The organism is Bacteroidales bacterium, assembly GCA_035299085.1.
Lineage (GTDB): Bacteria > Bacteroidota > Bacteroidia > Bacteroidales > UBA10428 > UBA5072.
Window position 1 is genome coordinate 64,223 of sequence record DATGXG010000036.1, and the last position, 18,933, is coordinate 83,155.

The 18,933-nt window shown below is 37.3% G+C and carries 15 protein-coding genes; 4 read left to right on the forward strand and 11 right to left on the reverse strand.

Going from position 1 to position 18,933, the window contains the following annotated elements; translation table 11 throughout:
- Nucleotides 1-10: 10 nt before the first annotated feature.
- A complete protein-coding gene (locus VK179_11390; GenBank protein ID HLO59337.1) occupies nucleotides 11-388 on the reverse strand; it encodes an SRPBCC domain-containing protein in 378 nt (125 codons plus the stop codon).
- Nucleotides 389-556: 168 nt separating this feature from the next.
- On the opposite strand from VK179_11390, the gene rsgA reads away from it, so the two are divergent.
- Nucleotides 557-1,483 carry a ribosome small subunit-dependent GTPase A gene (rsgA, locus tag VK179_11395; protein ID HLO59338.1) on the forward strand — a complete coding sequence of 309 codons (927 nt, stop codon included), beginning with the start codon at nucleotides 557-559 and terminating at the stop codon, nucleotides 1,481-1,483.
- 80 nt (nucleotides 1,484-1,563) lie between these two features.
- Complete coding sequence (locus tag VK179_11400; GenBank protein HLO59339.1) at nucleotides 1,564-4,380, forward strand: response regulator; 2,817 nt, start codon at nucleotides 1,564-1,566, stop codon at nucleotides 4,378-4,380.
- 47 nt (nucleotides 4,381-4,427) lie between these two features.
- Here the strand turns inward: VK179_11400 and polA are convergent, their stop codons facing one another.
- Together polA and VK179_11410 are read right to left on the reverse strand one after the other, a co-directional pair.
- Nucleotides 4,428-7,187 carry a DNA polymerase I gene (polA, locus tag VK179_11405; GenBank protein ID HLO59340.1) on the reverse strand — a complete coding sequence of 920 codons (2,760 nt, stop codon included), beginning with the start codon at nucleotides 7,185-7,187 and terminating at the stop codon, nucleotides 4,428-4,430.
- Between the two features lie 58 nt (nucleotides 7,188-7,245).
- Nucleotides 7,246-7,542, reverse strand: coding sequence for a metalloregulator ArsR/SmtB family transcription factor (locus VK179_11410; protein HLO59341.1), 297 nt, complete (start codon nucleotides 7,540-7,542; stop codon nucleotides 7,246-7,248).
- A 248-nt stretch (nucleotides 7,543-7,790) separates the two neighbouring features.
- Here VK179_11410 and VK179_11415 point away from each other — a divergent pair, with 248 nt between their 5' ends.
- Nucleotides 7,791-8,690 (forward strand): polyprenyl synthetase family protein, encoded by a 900-nt coding sequence (locus VK179_11415; protein HLO59342.1) that lies wholly within the window; start codon nucleotides 7,791-7,793, stop codon nucleotides 8,688-8,690.
- Nucleotides 8,691-8,693: 3 nt separating this feature from the next.
- On the opposite strand, the gene uvrC is transcribed toward VK179_11415, so the two are convergent.
- The 8 genes from uvrC to VK179_11455 all read right to left on the reverse strand — a co-directional run bounded on the left by uvrC (nucleotide 8,694) and on the right by VK179_11455 (nucleotide 18,178).
- Nucleotides 8,694-10,502 carry an excinuclease ABC subunit UvrC gene (uvrC, locus tag VK179_11420; GenBank protein ID HLO59343.1) on the reverse strand — a complete coding sequence of 603 codons (1,809 nt, stop codon included), beginning with the start codon at nucleotides 10,500-10,502 and terminating at the stop codon, nucleotides 8,694-8,696.
- A gap of 62 nt (nucleotides 10,503-10,564) precedes the next feature.
- On the reverse strand, nucleotides 10,565-12,427 hold the full coding sequence (gene mnmG / locus VK179_11425) for a tRNA uridine-5-carboxymethylaminomethyl(34) synthesis enzyme MnmG (protein ID HLO59344.1): 1,863 nt from the start codon (nucleotides 12,425-12,427) through the stop codon (nucleotides 10,565-10,567).
- Complete coding sequence (gene ybeY / locus VK179_11430) at nucleotides 12,411-12,860, reverse strand: rRNA maturation RNase YbeY (protein HLO59345.1); 450 nt, start codon at nucleotides 12,858-12,860, stop codon at nucleotides 12,411-12,413. The genes mnmG and ybeY overlap by 17 nt, the downstream gene beginning before the upstream one ends.
- A complete protein-coding gene (locus VK179_11435) occupies nucleotides 12,861-13,259 on the reverse strand; it encodes an ATP-binding protein (protein HLO59346.1) in 399 nt (132 codons plus the stop codon).
- A gap of 98 nt (nucleotides 13,260-13,357) precedes the next feature.
- The gene (locus VK179_11440; GenBank protein HLO59347.1) at nucleotides 13,358-14,545 is read right to left on the reverse strand and encodes a peptidoglycan DD-metalloendopeptidase family protein; all 1,188 of its coding nucleotides are present in this window, start codon (nucleotides 14,543-14,545) and stop codon (nucleotides 13,358-13,360) included.
- Between the two features lie 6 nt (nucleotides 14,546-14,551).
- A complete protein-coding gene (locus tag VK179_11445; GenBank protein ID HLO59348.1) occupies nucleotides 14,552-16,270 on the reverse strand; it encodes a tetratricopeptide repeat protein in 1,719 nt (572 codons plus the stop codon).
- 11 nt (nucleotides 16,271-16,281) lie between these two features.
- Nucleotides 16,282-16,713 (reverse strand): dUTP diphosphatase, encoded by a 432-nt coding sequence (gene dut / locus VK179_11450; protein HLO59349.1) that lies wholly within the window; start codon nucleotides 16,711-16,713, stop codon nucleotides 16,282-16,284.
- Complete coding sequence (locus tag VK179_11455) at nucleotides 16,703-18,178, reverse strand: oligosaccharide flippase family protein (protein ID HLO59350.1); 1,476 nt, start codon at nucleotides 18,176-18,178, stop codon at nucleotides 16,703-16,705. Before VK179_11455 ends, dut begins: the two co-directional genes overlap by 11 nt.
- An 85-nt stretch (nucleotides 18,179-18,263) precedes the next feature.
- On the opposite strand from VK179_11455, the gene VK179_11460 reads away from it, so the two are divergent.
- Nucleotides 18,264-18,932 carry a peptidylprolyl isomerase gene (locus tag VK179_11460; GenBank protein ID HLO59351.1) on the forward strand — a complete coding sequence of 223 codons (669 nt, stop codon included), beginning with the start codon at nucleotides 18,264-18,266 and terminating at the stop codon, nucleotides 18,930-18,932.
- The last annotated feature ends 1 nt before the right edge of the window (nucleotide 18,933 follow it).

Below are 18,933 nucleotides of genomic sequence, written 5' to 3' on the forward strand. Positions count from 1 at the left end.
ATTTTTAACCTTACTTGAAGAACTCTTTTATCGCTCCCCAGTAGTAATCATTCCACCCTTCAAGAAAATCGTCGAACTCTTCATCTGGTACATTCGTGTGCTCAAGAAGAACTCTTGTACCTTCCTTATGAGCTTTCAAATCAATTGTCACAAGGGATTGTTCGGGACTGTCACCAAAATACCATTCCTGCACCAATTGCTGGTTTTCAACAATTTTCAGATTCCGTCCGGCTATGTCTCCGTCAAAAATGGAAAATTCAGTTCCTTCCTTTGCTTCCATCTGTGCCGGGTAACCGCTCCATAATTCAATTGTAAACGGATTAGTGATAGCTGCAAACACTTCTTCAGGCGAAGCATTAACTAAATAATGTTGTCTGATTGTCTTCATAAACTAAAAAAACACAGTTATATAATTGATTTAATGCGGATAATAGCTTATGTAATTATTGTGTATAACACCGGGTTTAACTTCACATTAATAATCGCAATTATATAATAAAATTACAAATCTCTTGATTATTTTAGCTATTGCGATAATTAAATTTTCGGATATTCAGTGAAAACAGGGCTTGTAATAAAATCAACCGGCAGCTGGTATACGGTGAAAACGGATATCGGATACATGAAATGTAAGCTGAAAGGTTCATTCCGGGCCAAAAATATGAAAAATACAAATCCTGTCGCAGTTGGTGACCATGTAATAGTTGATGAAAGCGACAGGCATACTGCTGTAATAAGCGAAATTAAACCCAGGAAAAACTATATTATCAGGAAGTCGACCAACCTTTCAAGGGAAACGCAGATTATAGCCGCCAATCTCGACCAGTTAATGCTGATGTTTACCCTTGATTTTCCTGAAACTCCGCTTGAATTCGTTGACCGGTTTCTTGTGGCTGCTGAGGCATATCATATTCCCGCGGTTCTTCTGATAAATAAAATTGATCTGTATGACGAAGAAAAGCAAAACAGGCTTTCTCAGGTAAGGAAAATCTATGAATACGCCGGTTACAGAGTTATCGCAATGTCAGTCACAGAGCAGATTAATATTCAGGAAACATCACTTTTGTTGAAAGAAAAAGTAAGCCTTCTTTCAGGTAATTCAGGAATAGGGAAAACAAGCCTGATTAATCTGCTGGTTCCTGGCCTCAGCCTGAAAACCAATGACATTTCATGGTATCACCAGGCAGGCAAGCATACAACAACCTATCCTGAAATGATTGAAATATGGCCTGAATCTTATCTTATTGATACGCCAGGCCTTCGGGGATTCGGAATAACGGACCTTGACCGTAATGAAATCGGTTTATATTTCACCGATATTTTCCGATTATCACGCAACTGCCAGTTCTATAACTGCACGCACATTCATGAACCTAACTGCGCAGTCCTGGAAGCCCTGGAGAAAGGAATTCTTAATGAATCAAGATACAGAAGCTATTTTAATATTTTCAACGACACGGATGAAAAATACAGGTTAGGGTAATGGTGTTTAAAGAATTTTCTATTTGGCTGATGTAACATCAGGAATATTTCATACTTTGATTGACTTATTTTCACACCCGGATGATGAAAAAGTACACCCTCTATTTCATTATTACAACGCTGGTAATCATCTTGTTAAATATATACTTCAGTCTTACGATATATTTTAACCAGATTTCATTCCAGCGGAGTATCTTATTAGGACAATCTGCAGCCAGTACGGCGGAAATTGACAAAGCCCTGATGAAATTCGACAATGAAGTCAACGCTTTATTATTTTCCAATGTCATTTTAAGTGTCAATATGACAAGTGATGACATTAACCAGGACGGGATCAGAAGCCTTGAAATGTTGTTTTCAAATAATAACGGACTGATAAGGGAAATCCATATATACGACAGGAACAACAATGTATTGAATCTTACATACAACAAGCGGAATAAGTTACTGATCGACCCCTATGTTACTCAGCATACCTTCGATCTGGCTGAAAAGGAATCCATTAAGCGTGCCGGTAATTATTACGAAAGAAAATTTCCCGTTTTCAAAGGCAATGAACTGGTTTCGAACATTGTTTTTGAATTGGATCTTTCCAGCTTTTTTGCATCGGAACTGAATAAGAATTTCCATGATAATGCCTTTTCACAATGGGTTGTCAACAGTGATGGCAAAATAATTTTCAGCAATACCGACAGCAGCTTTAGCCTGACAGACAGTCTTTTGTTAAAAGATCAGGCCCTGCGACAGGAATCAGGATTTCTGAAGCACAAGATGATCTTTCGTGGTAAAAAGGAATCATTTTACTCCGCTTACAGTCCGGTAACCCTGCTTAATGATAAATTCTGTGTTGTTTATTCAATGCGGAAATCGTTTGTTTTTGACCTTGTTTTAAACAAAGTAATCATTGCCGGTGTTTTCAGTACCCTTATCATGATTCTTTTTCTTCTCATTTTAATGGGGAAACTGGGAAGAAATCTTTCATTAAAGCAAAAATCGGATAACGAGCTGGCCGGTTTGCAGTCGATATTTGACAATCTGCCTGTAGGAATTATGGTTCTCGACCAGGATCACCAGGTAAAAATAATCAATCAGACAGCCCGTGAAATGTTGCTTCTGAACAAGGAAGATTCAATTCAGGGAAAAAACCTGACAGACCGGTTTATGCTTTCAAGAGATTATTACGATGCATCTGAAGACACATCATTTGACAGCAGCCAGTTTGTTTTATACAGGCACGAAGGTGAAGAAGTAGCTGTTTATAAAAAAGATCTTCCTTTTGTTGTGAATAATGAAGAGCATATATTAAGTGCTTTCGTTGATGTGACTCCGATTGAAAAGGCCAGAAAATATGAAGCTGCTTCAAATACGGCTAAATCTGAATTCCTGGCGAAAATGAGCCATGAGATAAGAACTCCCATGAACGGAATAATTGGCATGACTGAAGCGCTTGACCAGGAAAATCTTACTCAGAATCAAAAGGAATATGTACAGATTGTTAAGCGGTCTGCAGATGTATTGCTAACTCTTATTGATGATATCCTCGATTTTTCAAAGATAGAAGCAGGCAAAATGCAGCTTGAGGAAATACCCTTTAAACTTCGCGAGGAAGTCAAATTGTCCGTTGACCTGTTCAAACCTATTATCGAGGAAAAAAAGCTCGGATTTTCGCTTAAAATCAATCCCGAAGTACCCGAAAATATTATCGGGGATCCCTTCCGGTTACGCCAGGTTTTATCGAACCTCATAAGCAATGCGGTAAAGTTTACCCATGAAGGTGAAATAGCTGTAGGTATTGAACTTGAAGAAGAATATAATAACAATATCACTCTCCTGTTTTATGTGGATGATACAGGAGTTGGAATAGCAAGGAATAAAATTGAAACCATTTTCAATTCATTTACACAGGCTGAAGAATCCACCTCCCGTAAATACGGAGGATCAGGATTGGGAACTACAATTGCCAAGCAGCTTGTCACTCTTATGCATGGTGAAATCTGGGTTCAGAGTCCTTCGCCGATTTCGACAAATCAGGTGTATCCCGGTTCACGCTTCAGTTTTACAATTGAAGTTTACTCCAATGAGAAGTTGTTAAAGCCCTTGCATCATGAGAAAATTCTTTCATTTTCAGAAATACATGCACTTATCATTGGAGCTCAGGGCAATCAACAATTCCTTAAGATGCTCGATTTTGAAAAGATAGGTTATGATGTAATTGAATACAGACCTGAAACGGCTTCATCGCTTGAGGAGACGCTGCGAATAAATGCCCCCGGTTATCATATGCTTATCATTCTGGATGAACCCGGAATGAGCGGTTTATCCGTTGCCAAATATCTTAAGGATTCGAAGCTGGCGGATCAGTTTGTTATTATTCTTTTCAGTAAGAATCACAAAGTGGATAATTTCATTCAATCGCGCCGTTTTGGTGTTGATTACTACTTTTTTGAACCTTTAGAACAGAATGATTTCCTTAAGAGCCTGACGGAATCATTTCCGTATGCAAAAAGCTTACAGCGTGATTCCGTGAGGAAAGTAAAGTCAGTTTTAAATATACTGGTGGCTGAAGACAACGAAATCAACATCCGGGTTGCACAAACGATATTCAGCAATTTAGGATACACGATTGACGTGGCAAAAAACGGGTCAGAGGCAGCAGAAAAGGTGAAAACACAAAACTACGATATTATTTTCATGGATCTGGTTATGCCTGAAAAAGATGGAATCCAGGCCACTGTTGAAATAAGGGGCCTTGGTTACCAGATGCCTATTGTGGCCATGACTGCTACGGCGAATTCGAAAAGTAAGTCGAAAGCCATTTCATCCGGGATGAACGATTATATAGTTAAACCGGTCAGAACCGAGGTTATCCGGAACCTTCTGATAAAATGGTTTGCTTAAACAGGAATTGTATTTTTTAAATCAAACATCTGATATTTGACTGCTGATCAATGGGCTTCCAGCCAGTTGTTTCCGATACCGATGTCGACAACCAGCGGAACGCTCAGACTCATCACGTTTTCCATCTCAAAGGTCACAATATCCTTAATCTTATCGATTTCGGTTGTATCCACATCAAGTATTAATTCGTCATGTACCTGTAATACAAGATAGGATCTGCAGTCATGCCTTAACCGTTTCTGAAGGTTAACCATGGCAAGTTTTATAATATCAGCTGCAGAACCCTGGATTGGCGCATTAATAGCATTTCGTTCAGCAAAACCTCTTACAACAGCGTTTGCAGAGTGGATATCAGGAAGGAATCTCCGCCTGCCCATAATGGTTTCAACATATCCTTTTTCCTGGGCTTTCCTGATTGCGTTTTCCATATACAACTTAACTTTGGGAAACGAGCTGAAATAGCCCTGGATTAAAGCGCTTGCTTCAGAACGGCTGATATTGAGTCGCTGAGACAAGCCGAAAGCTGAAATGCCGTAAATAATTCCAAAATTCGCTGTTTTAGCCTTGCTCCGCATTGAAGACGTCACTTCCTCTTCCGGTACTCTGAAGATTTTTGCAGCAGTTGAAACATGTATATCCGCATTATGGGCAAATGCATCAATCATATTTTCATCCTGGCTCAGATGGGCCATAAGACGCAGTTCAATCTGTGAATAGTCAGCAGATAGAAGAACGTTATTGCTGCTGCAGGGAATAAAGGCTTTGCGGATCTCTTTCCCTCTTTCATCACGGATGGGAATATTCTGTAGATTCGGATTCCTTGAGCTTAATCTTCCTGTGCTTACCCAGGCCTGATCAAAGGAGGTATGGATCTTAACTGTCTTTTTATCAATAAGTTTCGGAAGCGCATCAACATATGTACTGAGCAGCTTTTGTAGCGCTCTGTAATCCAATATCTTGGTAACTATGGGATGTTTATCGGCCAGTTTGGCCAAAACTTCTTCGCCCGTTGAATATTGTTTTGTTTTTGTTTTTTGAGTGCCCTCTGCGATCTGAAGTTTTTCAAACAAGATTTCCCCTAATTGCCGTGGAGAATTAAGATTGAATTTTCCACCCGCCAGGGAATAGATGGCATTTTCAATTTCATCAATATCTGTTTTCAATATGGCAGAATAGGCGCTAAGATTTTCCTGGCTTATTTTAAAACCGGCATTTTCCATTTCTGCTAAAACCCTGATCAGAGGCATTTCAATTTTATATGCCAGGTCAGATAGTTTTTGCCTCTCTATTTCATTCTTAAGAATCGGGTAAAGCTGCCAGGTGATATCAGCATCCTCACATGCATATTCCTTAATGGTTTCAATGGCTACATCACGCATGTTTTTTTGTGAAGGGCCCTTTTTGCCGATAAGATCTTCGATAGGTACCATTTTATACCCTAAATGAATTTCGGCCAGGTACTCCAGGCTATGACGCAAATCAGGCTGAATAAGGTAATGTGCTATCATGGTATCAAATACCTCACCCTCTACATTAACCTGGTAGTTCAAAAGAATCTGAATATCATATTTGATATTTTGGCCGATTTTTCTGATGCCCTTGTTTTCAAAAACATCTTTGAATTTCCATACAAGCCGGTTCGCCTCATGGGTATCAGCAGGCACAGGGATATAATAGGCCTCAAAATTTCTGAAACAAAAAGACATGCCGACTAATTCTGCTTCCCTGCAATTGATTCCGGTTGTTTCAGTATCAAAACAAAACTCAGTAAGGCCTGATAACCGGACAATAAAATTATCGATATCTGTTTCAGTTTGCAAAACATGATATTGATGTGCAACTGTAAGTATTGACTTAAGATTATGCTGAGGCGGAGCGGTTACTTCCTGTGTGGCAAGTTCAAAAAGAGTTCCCTGCGCCGGGGCCTGCTCATTTTTAAAAACCCTTGTTGTTAAGGTTCTGAATTCTAAGAATTGAAACAATTCTCTGAGTTTATGCTCGTTTTTTGCTTTTAGTCTGAGACTTTGGAGTTCAACGTTCACTGGCACGTGTGTATGAATCGTTACCAGCTTATGCGACAAAAGAACTAGTTCCCTGTTCTCTTCAAGGCTTTGACGCTGCTTGGGTTTAAGTTCAGAAACATGATCAAGAAGGTTCTCCAGCGAATTATATTGCCGGATCAGGTCTCTTGCTGTTTTTTCTCCTATTCCTGGAGCTCCCGGCACATTATCCGAAGAATCTCCCCATAATGCGAGAATATCAATGACCTTGCAGGGATCATCGACTCCAAAAAATTCATTAACCTGTTCTATTCCAAGTGTTTCATATTCCCCACCCGATCTTCCCGGCTTAAGCATTTTTATACGGTCAGTGACAAGTTGCATAAAATCTTTATCAGGGGTAACCATATAAGTCATAAAACCTTCAAGTTCAGCTGTTTTAGCAAGAGTTCCGATTACATCATCAGCCTCGTATCCGGGTATTTCAATTACAGGTATGTTGAACCCTTCAAGAACCTGCTTGATAAAAGGCACCGATTTTTTGATCTCCTCGGGTGTCGACATGCGGTTAGCCTTATACTGGTCATATAGCTCATTTCTGAATGTAGGATCAGGAGGATCAAATACAACAGCAGCGTAATCAGGCTTTTCGCGGTTAAAAATATCTAATATGGTGGTTGTGAATCCGTAAATTGCAGAGGTATTAAGTCCTTTTGAATTAATCATCGGTCGATTAACGAAGGCATAATATGATCGGAATATTAACGCATAGGCGTCAAACAGGAATAAACGGGGTTTAGTTTCCATAGCTTATATTTAAAAACCGGTCGACTATTTCGCCACCGGCTTTTTATTACCGTAAAGATTAACAAGCACATTTATTGATACACTCAAGAATATTGCTCAAATGATCGTTCTTGATGTAGTAATAGGTATTTTTTCCTTCGCGCTTTGATCCAAGAACACCTTTGTCTTTGAGTATACCTAAATGATGGGAAGTAGTAGATTGTTCGATTTTAAGATATTCATGTATTTCAGTAACATTTACTTGTTTACCCCCGTCAAGATATTGTAGAATGGCAATTCGCATTGGATGCGCGATAGCTTTAAGAAAATTGGCAGCCTTTTCAAGTTGCTCTACAGTAAGGCCTTCGAATTTCATTTTCTTGTAATTTGTTATGTAAATAGTAAAACATGCAAATATATACAAATATCTGCCGTATTAGTTGAGCCGTATAAAAATCAACAACGTAGGGTCAGCACCGCCTTGTAAACAGCATATTCTAAAACACTACAATATAATTGTTAACTTTGAGACAAAAATTATTGAGCATGCCTTCTTCATTTGATCAAATTAAGCAGCATATATCAACAGAATTAAAAACGTTTGACAGTTATTTTAATAACGTTATGAAAACTGACATTCCCCTGCTTAACCTGGTCATGAGATACATATTAAGAAAAAAAGGTAAGCAGATGCGTCCGGTATTGGTTTTCTTGTCGGCAAAACTTCATGGAACTCCCGGGGATGCAACCTATACTGCTGCAGCCTTAATCGAAATCCTCCACACCGCGACCCTGATTCATGATGATGTGGTGGATGAATCCAATGAGAGAAGAGGTTTCTTTTCGATAAATGCTCTATGGAGATCCAAAATAGCAGTGCTTGTCGGTGACTATCTTCTTGCCAAAGGATTGCTTCTGGCTGTTGGCAACAAGCAATACGAAATTCTTGATCTTGTTTCTAATGCCGTGAAAGAAATGAGTGAAGGCGAATTAATGCAGATACGGAATACCCGTAAGTTGAAAATATCGGAAAGCAGCTATTTTGAAATTATCAGGAAAAAGACTGCCACTCTCATATCTGTTTGTAGCTCCTGTGGGGCGAAATCAGTAGGTGCTGATGCTGAAACTGTTAAAAACATGAATGATTTCGGCGAAATGTTAGGTATTGCTTTTCAAATAAAGGATGACTTGCTTGATTATCAGGTCAATAACCTAACCGGAAAGCCTGCAGGCAATGATATTCAGGAGAAAAAACTCACCCTTCCTTTGATTCATGCCCTGAATCAAGCTTCTCATTCAGAACGGGACCATATTTTGCATATTATGAATAGTTCATCAAAAAGTAAATCTAAGTTTAATGAGGTTCTTACTTTTATAAATAATCACCAGGGCATCTCTTATGCTGAAAATAAAATGAAAGAATTTGCCGCACTCGCCAAAGAAAAACTCTCTGTATATGGAACTGAGTCAAGCAGGCAGGACTTAAATGAATTCATCGATTATGCAATTCTTAGAAATAAGTAAAAGCTAGTTTGCCTGGTTGAAGAATTTTATTAAAGCAGCTGCCTCCCTTTTACCGATAAGTTTTATAAGTTCCGGCTCACTTAATAATTTCAGTTTACTTATATCGCTTTCTAATTTTAGTATTTTATTCCTCATCTTTTCGCCGATCCCCGGGATTGTGTCAAATACTGATTCGAGTTGTGAATTGCTCCTCTTAAGCCTGTGAAATGTAATACCGAAACGGTGTGCTTCATCCCTGATTCTTTGAATGAGGCGTAATGTAGATGAGTTTTTGTTAATATACAACGGTATCGGATCTTCAGGAACATAAATTTCTTCAAGCTTTTTTGCTATGCCTATTACAGATACCTTACCGTATAAGCCAATTTCTTTAAGGCTTTTCGTCGCAGCACTTAACTGTCCTTTACCTCCATCAATAATAATAAGATCCGGAATTTCTCCCTGTTCTTCCATTATCCTTTTATACCTCCGGTAAACTATTTCTTCCATGGACGCGAAATCGTTCGGACCAGTCACAGTTTTAACATTAAAATGACGGTATCCGGATTTAAATGGTTTCCCGGATTTAAATACAACACATGAAGCAACAGGATCAGAACCCTGAATATTTGAATTATCAAAACATTCAATAATAACCGGTAAAGATTTAAGTCGTAAATCGATTTTCATTTGATTTAAAACCTTGTCTTCATAATCAACTTTTTTTTCTGTAGTTCGAGAGGCTTCGCGGTCAATCTTGTAAGAGTTTGCATTTCGTAACGAAAGCTCTAGTAACTTCAATTTATCCCCTCGCTGTGGTACGGAGAATTTTACACCTTCAAGGGCTATTTCTGGTTTGAATTGGACAATGATTTCACAGGCATTGTTATCAAAACGGCTCCTTAAATCATATATGACTGACAGTAGAATTTCACCAACAACCTCATCGGTTCTTTTTACAACTTCTATATTATGCGATTGCACAATAGCGCCCTGCACAACTTTTAGAAAATTCACGTAGGCAAAATCAGTGTTATCAACTATTCCGAAAACATCGACCTGGGTTATTTTTGGATTAACAATCGTTGATTTTCCTCTAAACTTCTCCAATATGGTGATTTTATTTTTAATTATTTCGGCCTGCTCAAAATGCATCTTCTTAGAAAAATCACCCATTATCTCGTATAGATGTCGAATTACAGTATGCAAGTTGCCTTTAAGAATCTCACGAATCTGTTGCACATTCTCATTATAGTCTTCTTCATTTTGCAAACCTTCACATGGAGCAAGACAATTTCCAAGTTGAAATTCAAGGCATCGGTGATACTTTTGTTTTGTAATATACTCCTCGCAAAGCAACAGATTACAAGTTCTAAGCTTATATAATTGTCGTATAAGTTCCAATAATGTTTTTACCATTAGGGCTGATGTATACGGTCCATAGTATTCCGAACCATCCTCTACCCTGTTTCTTGTGGCCATTACACGCGGAAATCGCTCTTTCTTAATACATATCCAGGGAAACGTTTTATCATCTTTAAGCAAAATATTGTATCTGGGTTGATACTCCTTGATCAGGTTATTCTCGAGCAAAAGAGCATCCGATTCATTCTCTACAAGAACATATTTAATATCACAAATTTTTGAAACAAGAGCCGAATGTTTATAGCTATGAGCATCTGAGCGTGTAAAGTAAGATACAACTCTTTTACGCAAATTTTTTGCCTTGCCTACATAAATTATGATACCCTGGGCATCAAAAAACTGGTATACTCCAGGTTTTTGAGGCAATTTTTTAGTTATTTCTGAAATAATGGTATCTTGTTCCTTCATAAAAATTCCCTAAAAAACAAAATGTTCCACGTGGAACATTTTTAAGGCACTAAAAATGAATCTTATCTACCCATATATAGTAATAATACGTTAATATCACTCGGTGAAATGCCGGAAATCCGAGCTGCCTGACCAATTGTTTCAGGTTCATATTTTTTTAATTTGAAACGTCCTTCTGTAGAGATGGATAAAAGCGAATCAATATCAATATTTTTATCAATCTTAATATGGTCAAGACGCTTTATCTTATCAGCTAATAATCGTTCCCTTTGTATGTATCCATCGTATTTTAATTCAATCTCTGTACTCTCCAGAATGGTACGTTCAAATGCTTCTTCTATTGTAAACGGATACTCTATTTGTTTCAATAAATCAAAAATATCAATCTCAGGTCTGAGTAATAGGTCAACCGCTTTAACTTTTTGATTGATTTCCCGTGTTCCACGAGCTATTAAGAAAGGATTAATGCTTTCCGGGATAAGAGTCTCCGATCTAAGAAAATCTTTGATCTTAACCTTTTTCTGTTTGCGTTTGTTAAATACTTCGATCCTTTCATTTGAGGCGAGACCCAATTCAATAGCTTTATCTGTAAGCCTTTCATCAGCATTGTCCTGCCTTAAAAGCACCCTGTATTCTGCTCTGGAAGTAAACATTCTATAGGGTTCATCTACGCCTTTAGTGACGAGGTCATCTATCAAAACACCAATATAAGCTTCGTCTCTCTTTAATACAAGCGGTTCTTCATTTCTTAACTTTTTTACAGCATTAATGCCGGCAATTATGCCCTGAGCAGCAGCTTCCTCATAGCCTGTTGTGCCATTAATTTGTCCGGCAAAAAACAAACCATCAAGTGCCTTTGTTTCCAGGCTAAATTTTAGCTGTGTTGGCTGGAAAAAATCATATTCAATTGCATAACCGGGTCTATAAAGCCTGGCATTTTCGAGTCCTTTTACATTCCGGATAGCTTCATATTGTATATCTAAAGGAAGTGATGAAGAAAAACCATTCAAATAAAACTCATTGGTCTCCCACCCTTCCGGTTCAAGGAAAAGCTGGTGGCTTTCTTTCTTTTCAAATGTTACTATCTTCGACTCAATGCTGGGACAGTATCTTGGTCCGACTCCCTGTATAGTCCCGTTATAAAGAGGTGAATCATTAAATCCAGTTTTCAGAATTTCATGAACTCTTGGATTTGTATAGGTTATATAGCAACTTAATTGCTTCGACGGTAGTTCTTGTGGTATAAATGAGAACCCTCTCAGATCAGAATCACCCTTTTGTTCCTCAAGAACTTCGAAATCGATACTTCGTCCATCTATACGGGCAGGTGTACCAGTTTTAAGCCGCCCTGATGAAATACCATAATTGTTTAATTGGGCTGTAATTCCATGTGAAGATGCTTCTGATATTCTTCCTCCTCCAAGGCGCACATTACCTACATAAATAATTCCGTTCTCAAAAGTACCAATTGTAAGCACGACACATTTTGACAGAAAATCGACATTCATTCTTGTTTTTACTCCTTTAACCACACTACCGCTGATCAACAACTCACTAACACTATCCTGCCATAAATCAATATTTTCCGTACTTTCTATCAGCTTTCTCCACTCCAGTCCAAAAATCATACGGTCACACTGTGCTCTGGGACTCCATACAGCAGGGCCTTTTGACCGGTTCAACATCCTGAACTGGATCATACTTTTATCCGTCACAATGCCTGAACCTCCTCCAAGGGCATCAATTTCCCTGACGATCTGACCTTTTGCAATGCCCCCCATAGCCGGATTACATGACATTTGAGCGATCTTTGTCATGTCCATCGTAATCAAAAGTACTCTGCTACCCATCCGGGCAGCAGAAAGAGCAGCCTCGCATCCGGCGTGTCCGGCTCCTACAACTATAATATCATATTCGAGTTTCACAATCTATAATAACATCTTTCCAGTTGAACTGGCAAAGATACTCATCTTCTTTTTCTCTCATAATCTTTTTTTCAGAAGGAGTAGAGTCATTATAGCCAATCATATGAAGGACACCATGAATAATTACCCTGCAAATCTCACTTTGGAAATCGATCCTATTTTCAATTGCATTAAGCCTAACCTGGTCTATACTAATAAAAATATCGCCTGAGATAAGTTTCTTCTTCCTTTCAGAAAACGTAATTACATCTGTAAAATACTCATGTTGAAGAAACCGGGTATTTATATCCAACAAGGAGTTATTATCAGTGAATATAATACAAATGGTACCCGGTGATTTGTGCTCTTTTAATATAATTTTAGAAAGGTACTCTTTGGCAGGGTTGTGGATCGTTAAATTCTCTAAAATATTCAGATATTCAAAGCTTATCATTTAACGAATATTAAACTCAAGCTCAACTGTAGCACCATTTCGTGTAAATTCAATGTGATCAGAGAGTTTTTCCATTAAGAATATTCCCCTTCCATTTACGTTTTCTATATTCTCAGGTGCTGTGGGGTCAGGAACGTTCTTATAGTCAAAGCCATTTCCTTCGTCATCGATTTTTATCTTAAGCTTCTCCGAATCTATCCTGACATTAATATTAACCAGTTTATTTTCGTCAAGCTTATTTCCATGTAAAATAGCGTTATTGGCGGCTTCCAGTGCAGCAATTAAAATATTTCCATAAATATCTGCACTTATATTGTATTCAGATGATAATTCATCGACCAGTTTCTCGACTTTTCTTAAATTCTCGATCTTTGAGTTAATTTTAAGTGTCTTTTCCATTATAGATTGAATTTCTGTTCTGCTTAATATACTCAAATAATCTGCTTTTGTTTCCCTTTTAATCAAGTTTTATGCTAAATTATCAAAAAGATTTTCATTTATAAAGGTGTCAGCCAAATTTCGGGATCGCTCCTCTCCGTGTCTTTCCAAACCTGAAAATACAATATACTTTCGCCTGAAGCACTGTCGGTTGCGACAGTACCAATAATTTGCTTTGTATCTACATTCTGGCCAGGTTTAACTTTTACATTTATCAGATTATGATACAATGTAAAATATCTTCCGTGCTTTATCATAACAGTATAATTTTGTCCAGCCAATTGGAATACTCTTGCTACCATTCCTTTAAAAATTGCCCTTGCATTTTCCCCTGACGTGGTGGAAATATAGATTCCATCATTTCTTATAGTAACATTTTTGTAATCGGGATGTTGATGTTCTCCGTATTTTCCGCTGACAATACCTTTTTGAGTTGGCCAGGGTAATTTACCTGTGTTTTTCTCAAAATCTGTGGACATGAGTTTTTCTTCAGGAGTTACCATTTCTTTGGTCGGTTTGGCTTTACTTTTTGCTCTCTCCTCCTCAATCATCCGACGTAATTCCGCTTCCAATCTTTTTGCAGTTTTCTGTTTCTCCCTTATATCTTCTTCTATTTCTTTCTGTTTCCTGGAAAGTTGCTGAACTAATTTCTGCTTTTCGTTCGCTTCCTGCTGGATAGTTACTGTTTCCTTTTTTGTCTTATTTACGATATTATCCTTTTCCTGCCTCATTGAAGCCAGTTCAGTGTTCTTCTTAACCAAACTTTGTTTCAGTGTATCGAGACGGTACTTTTCTGTTTTCAAAAAAGTATTATATAACTTCACTGTATGTATACGCTTATATAACTGATTCAGATTTTCTGAAGCAAGTATATACATGGCTGCATATTCAGTAATACGGTTTTTATAAAGGTTCGTAATCATCAGGGCATAGGCCTGCTTAACTTTATCTATTTCTTTTTCGACTTTTGCTACTTCTAGTTGGTTCTTTTCAATAGACTGCGAAAGTGTGCTTACTTCAACTTCAAGACCAGTCAACAACTCTTTACGCTTATTCAGTCTGTGGTTTATTATATTGATCTCATTAATCGAGGCTTTTGCCTTTCCCCTTGTTTCCTCAAGTAACTTATTGGCATATTCAATTTCACGCTGAGTCTTTTCTTGCGAACTTTTTATTTTATCCTTTCCCTGTTGAGCGAAAAGTGTAAATGAAAGTGAGAATAAAAATATTGCAAATCCAAATCTCATTTTTGTTTACTTTCTGTTTTCAATCTGAGAAATTTGTGCTTGTATTTTAATACTCTCCTCAGGATCCGAGCTTTTAAGTATCTCTTTTAGATATTGAACTGCCTCGGCATACATATGAAGCTTTATATGAATTTCAGCACTGTGTTTTAGAATCTCCTCATTCTTACCGTTACTTTTTACAACAGCATTATTTATATACTTAAGAGCTTTCCTGTTTTTTCCCATTTTGAACAGAATCCATGCATAGGTATCAAGATAAGTAGAGTTATCCGGTTCTTCAGAAATTGTACGCCGGCTCATCTTTTCCGCTTCTTTAAGATCTTTCTCCCTTAATGATAAATAATAAGCATAGTTATTAAGTATTCCTGAATTATCCGGGTCCAATTTTAAAGCATTGTTAAATGCTTCTTCAGATTCTGAAAACCTCCCAAGATTCTGATAACATTCAGCAAGAAGACTGAAAAACTCAATTTTAAGAGTACTATCCTGTGCATACGCCAAACCATTTTTTAAAGAATTTACGGCATTTTCCCATGCACCCTTTTGGTATTGAGCCGACCCGTTAAAAAGGTATAACAGAGGTCTCTCTTTAAACTGCTGAAGAGCTTTACCTGTATATAGCAATACACTGTCAGTTTTGCCCATAGCATTAAAAGCGTATACCAATTGTTCAATGGCCGCATAGTTTGACGGATCCTGCCTGGTTACAATGCTTAAAGCCTTTGATGCCTTTTCAAAATTTCTTAATCTTATCTGGACATCCGAATATATTGAAAGAACCCGTACATCGCTTTTATACAGGGAATATAAAGTCTCAGTAACTGAATCCAGAATGGGCATATTCTTAATTAACTGATCCTGATCCCGTAAAACCGAATAGAAAAAGCTTGCTTTAGTCATTAAATTAACTGATGAATCACTGATTATATGAACAAGTACGTTTCTCGCACTGTCCTTTAAACCGCGATCCAGTAAAAAATCGGCATAAGAAAAAACCACAACAGGTTCACTTTTATATTCCGGGTAAATCTTACTATAATAAAAAGAAGCTGAATCTATTTGATTATGCCTCCTGTAATATTCAGCTATCATACCGCTAACTGAAAAATCATCCCCGGATATACCAGAAGCCAATTTAAGTGTACGAATAGCTAAATCCGGTTGGTTATTATTCTCGTATATTCGATATTTAAGCAATGTAACTTCCTTACTAATGCCTTCCTGTTTTTCAATGAGGTCGAGATATGTTAACGCATCATCAAATTTTTTTAACTTTTCATCCAGATTAGCCAGCATGAACATTATGTTAGGATCACCCGGATTAATAGTCAAAATATGAGTATACACAATCAATGCGCTATCATACTTTTGTTCCATTTGAAAGATATCACCAAGTTGCTGGTAATACCATTTATTATCAACGGAAAGACGGCATGCTATTTTTGCATTTTCCCTTGCCAGGGAAATATTACCAGCACTCAGATAAACTTTTGATAACTGATATCTTGCTGCACTGCTTTGGGGTCTGATCTTTAAACATTCCTTATATAATGTAACAGCCTGAACATAATTTCCAAACAGATAGAAACGTGTAGCTTCCGTAAAAGCGTAAAGATACTCCTGATCAGTAATATTACTATAATCTGATTTTTGTCCTAATGTGCTAATTTCCGGTAACGAAAATAGTAACAAAAATAAACCAGCCTTTAAAATATATTTCATCATAAATCAATTCCTTATTTCCCTGTATGACCAAAACCTCCTGATCCTCTGTCTGTTGCGCCCAATTCATCTACTTCATCCCATTCGATGGCTTCATATTTTGAAATAATCATCTGACAAATCCTGTCACCATCATTTACAATGAATGTTTCATCTGATAGATTCACAAGAATAATGCCCACCTCTCCCCTGTAATCTGCATCGATCGTACCCGGAGTATTTAGAACAGAAATTCCGCTTTTTATAGCTAAACCGCTTCTTGGTCTTATTTGGGCTTCAAAGCCTCCTGGTAATTCTAGAAATAAACCCGTTTTAATTAAGGCACGCTTTAATGGTTTAATCTCAACAGGACTTTCAAGGTTAGCACAAATATCCATTCCGGCAGACAATAACGTACTGTATGCCGGTAATTTATGTTTGGATTTATTTACAATTTTAACCTTCATTACTTGTAAGAAATATTTTGAATAAATCGTCTCTCTTATTTACATATAATACAAAAATTGAAACCATTGCAAGACCTGTCAACACATTTAGCCAACCATGGCTTGTCTGTAATAATCTTCCAATGATATATAACACAATTCCGAATAACAAATATATACCAATAGATTTCACATCATATTGAATTTTATAATGCTTTTGTCCAGTATAGTATGTAATTATTAACATTACACCGTTTGCTAAAACATGAATCCAGGCACACGCATAATAACCAAAGAGCGGTATAAAAATAAAATTCAATACAATCGTAAGAACAGCACCTAAACCGGTAATATATACCCCGTAAATAGTATTACCTGAAAGCTTGTACCACATGTTTACATTGAAAAGAAGTCCAACAAGAACATTGGCAAATAGAACAACCGGAACAATCGCAAGGCCCTCATGATAGGAACTATGAATGAACAATTTAAACAGATCGAGGCATAATCCCACACCCAGAAACAAGATCATTAAAAATATGGTGAAGTACTTCAGCACGTTAGCATAAATTTTCTTGGAATCCTGATGGCCGTAGTAATTAAAGAAGAATGGCTCAGCAGCGTATCTGAACATTTGAACAAAAATCGTCAATAAAACAGCAATTCTGTAATTTGCACCATAAATTCCTAATTCATAAAGGGCATTTTCTTTATCAGGGGTTAAATTTTTCAGAAGAATTCTGTCGATTGTTTCATTGAATATCCCGGCTAAACCTGCAACCAGTAAGGGAACTGAATAACTTAAAATTTGGGTTAACAAACGAAAATCAAGCCTAAATCTTATACCATAAATATCTTTTGTTAACATGATAAGAACTAAAATGCTTGATAATAAATTAGCTATAAATACATAACCCACTTCAATATGCTGCAAATGTTCTTTATAAAATAAATTTTCCGAAAAAAAACGGGGTAGTATTTCAAGGAATAGAAAGACAAAGAAAATAGTGCTCAGTACATTGACTATTTTTATAATGGCAAAGCGCCGGGCTTTGTTTTCAATTCTTAATTTTGCAAAGATTATGGCCGAAACGGCATCAATAGCCAGAATCAAGGCTAAAAACACAATATATTCGGGATTATTTTGATATCCGATCAAATGAGCTATCGGAAATTTCAGAAGTACCACGATAACCATAAAAAGAACCGAAGTAGAAATGACTGAAATAAGTATTGAACTATAGGCGATACCCCGATTATTGTTGTTAATTGAAAACTTGAAGAGTCCGGTTTCCATACCATAAGTGAGAATGACCATTAATATGGCAACATAGGCGTAAAGCTCTGTTATAACTCCGTAGGTACCCGGAGCAAACCTCCGTGTGTAATACACAGTAAGAACTGCGTAATTCAGAAACCTTGGTATAATGTTTCCAAGGCCATATATCAAAGATTGACTACCTAAACTTTTGTATGGATTGGACACTGTAAAATTAATATTGGATAATAATCTAGATATTTATAATTTCACCACATAAAAAGTGTAAAGATACCCGAAAAAAGCGGCAAGTATGAATACAGCCAGACCAGTTTTACTTGTTTTATTATTCATTTTATTAACTTATTGTAAAGTAATGAGCCAGACTCAACCCATTGTGGTTATAAACACCACTGAAGGAGAAATTCGTATCAAACTCTATAATGAAACGCCTTTGCACAGGGATAATTTCATTAAACTTGTAAATGAGGGATATTATGACGGAGTACTCTTTCACCGGGTAATTGAAAATTTCATGGTCCAAACCGGTGATCCCAATTCTAAAAATGCAAAAGCAGGCCAGTCTCTGGGCGATGGTGGACCCGGTTATACCATTCCGGCTGAATTTGTTCCAACTCTTTTTCATAAAAAAGGTGCTCTTGCTGCTGCACGCCAGGGTGACCAGGTTAATCCAAGAAAAGAATCTTCGGGTTCACAATTTTATATCGTTCAGGGTCAGATATTAACTGAGACTCAACTGGATGCATTTGTCAAAGCAAATAAACATCTTCCTTTCACTGATGCGGAGAAATCGGCTTATACTACAATAGGAGGCACTCCTCATCTGGATCAGAATTATACGGTATTTGGTGAAGTCATTGAAGGTCTTGATGTTCTCGATAAAATTGCTGCAGCTGAAACCGATCAGAGAAACAGACCTTTGAATGACATCCGAATTATCAAAGTATATCTTGAACAATAAC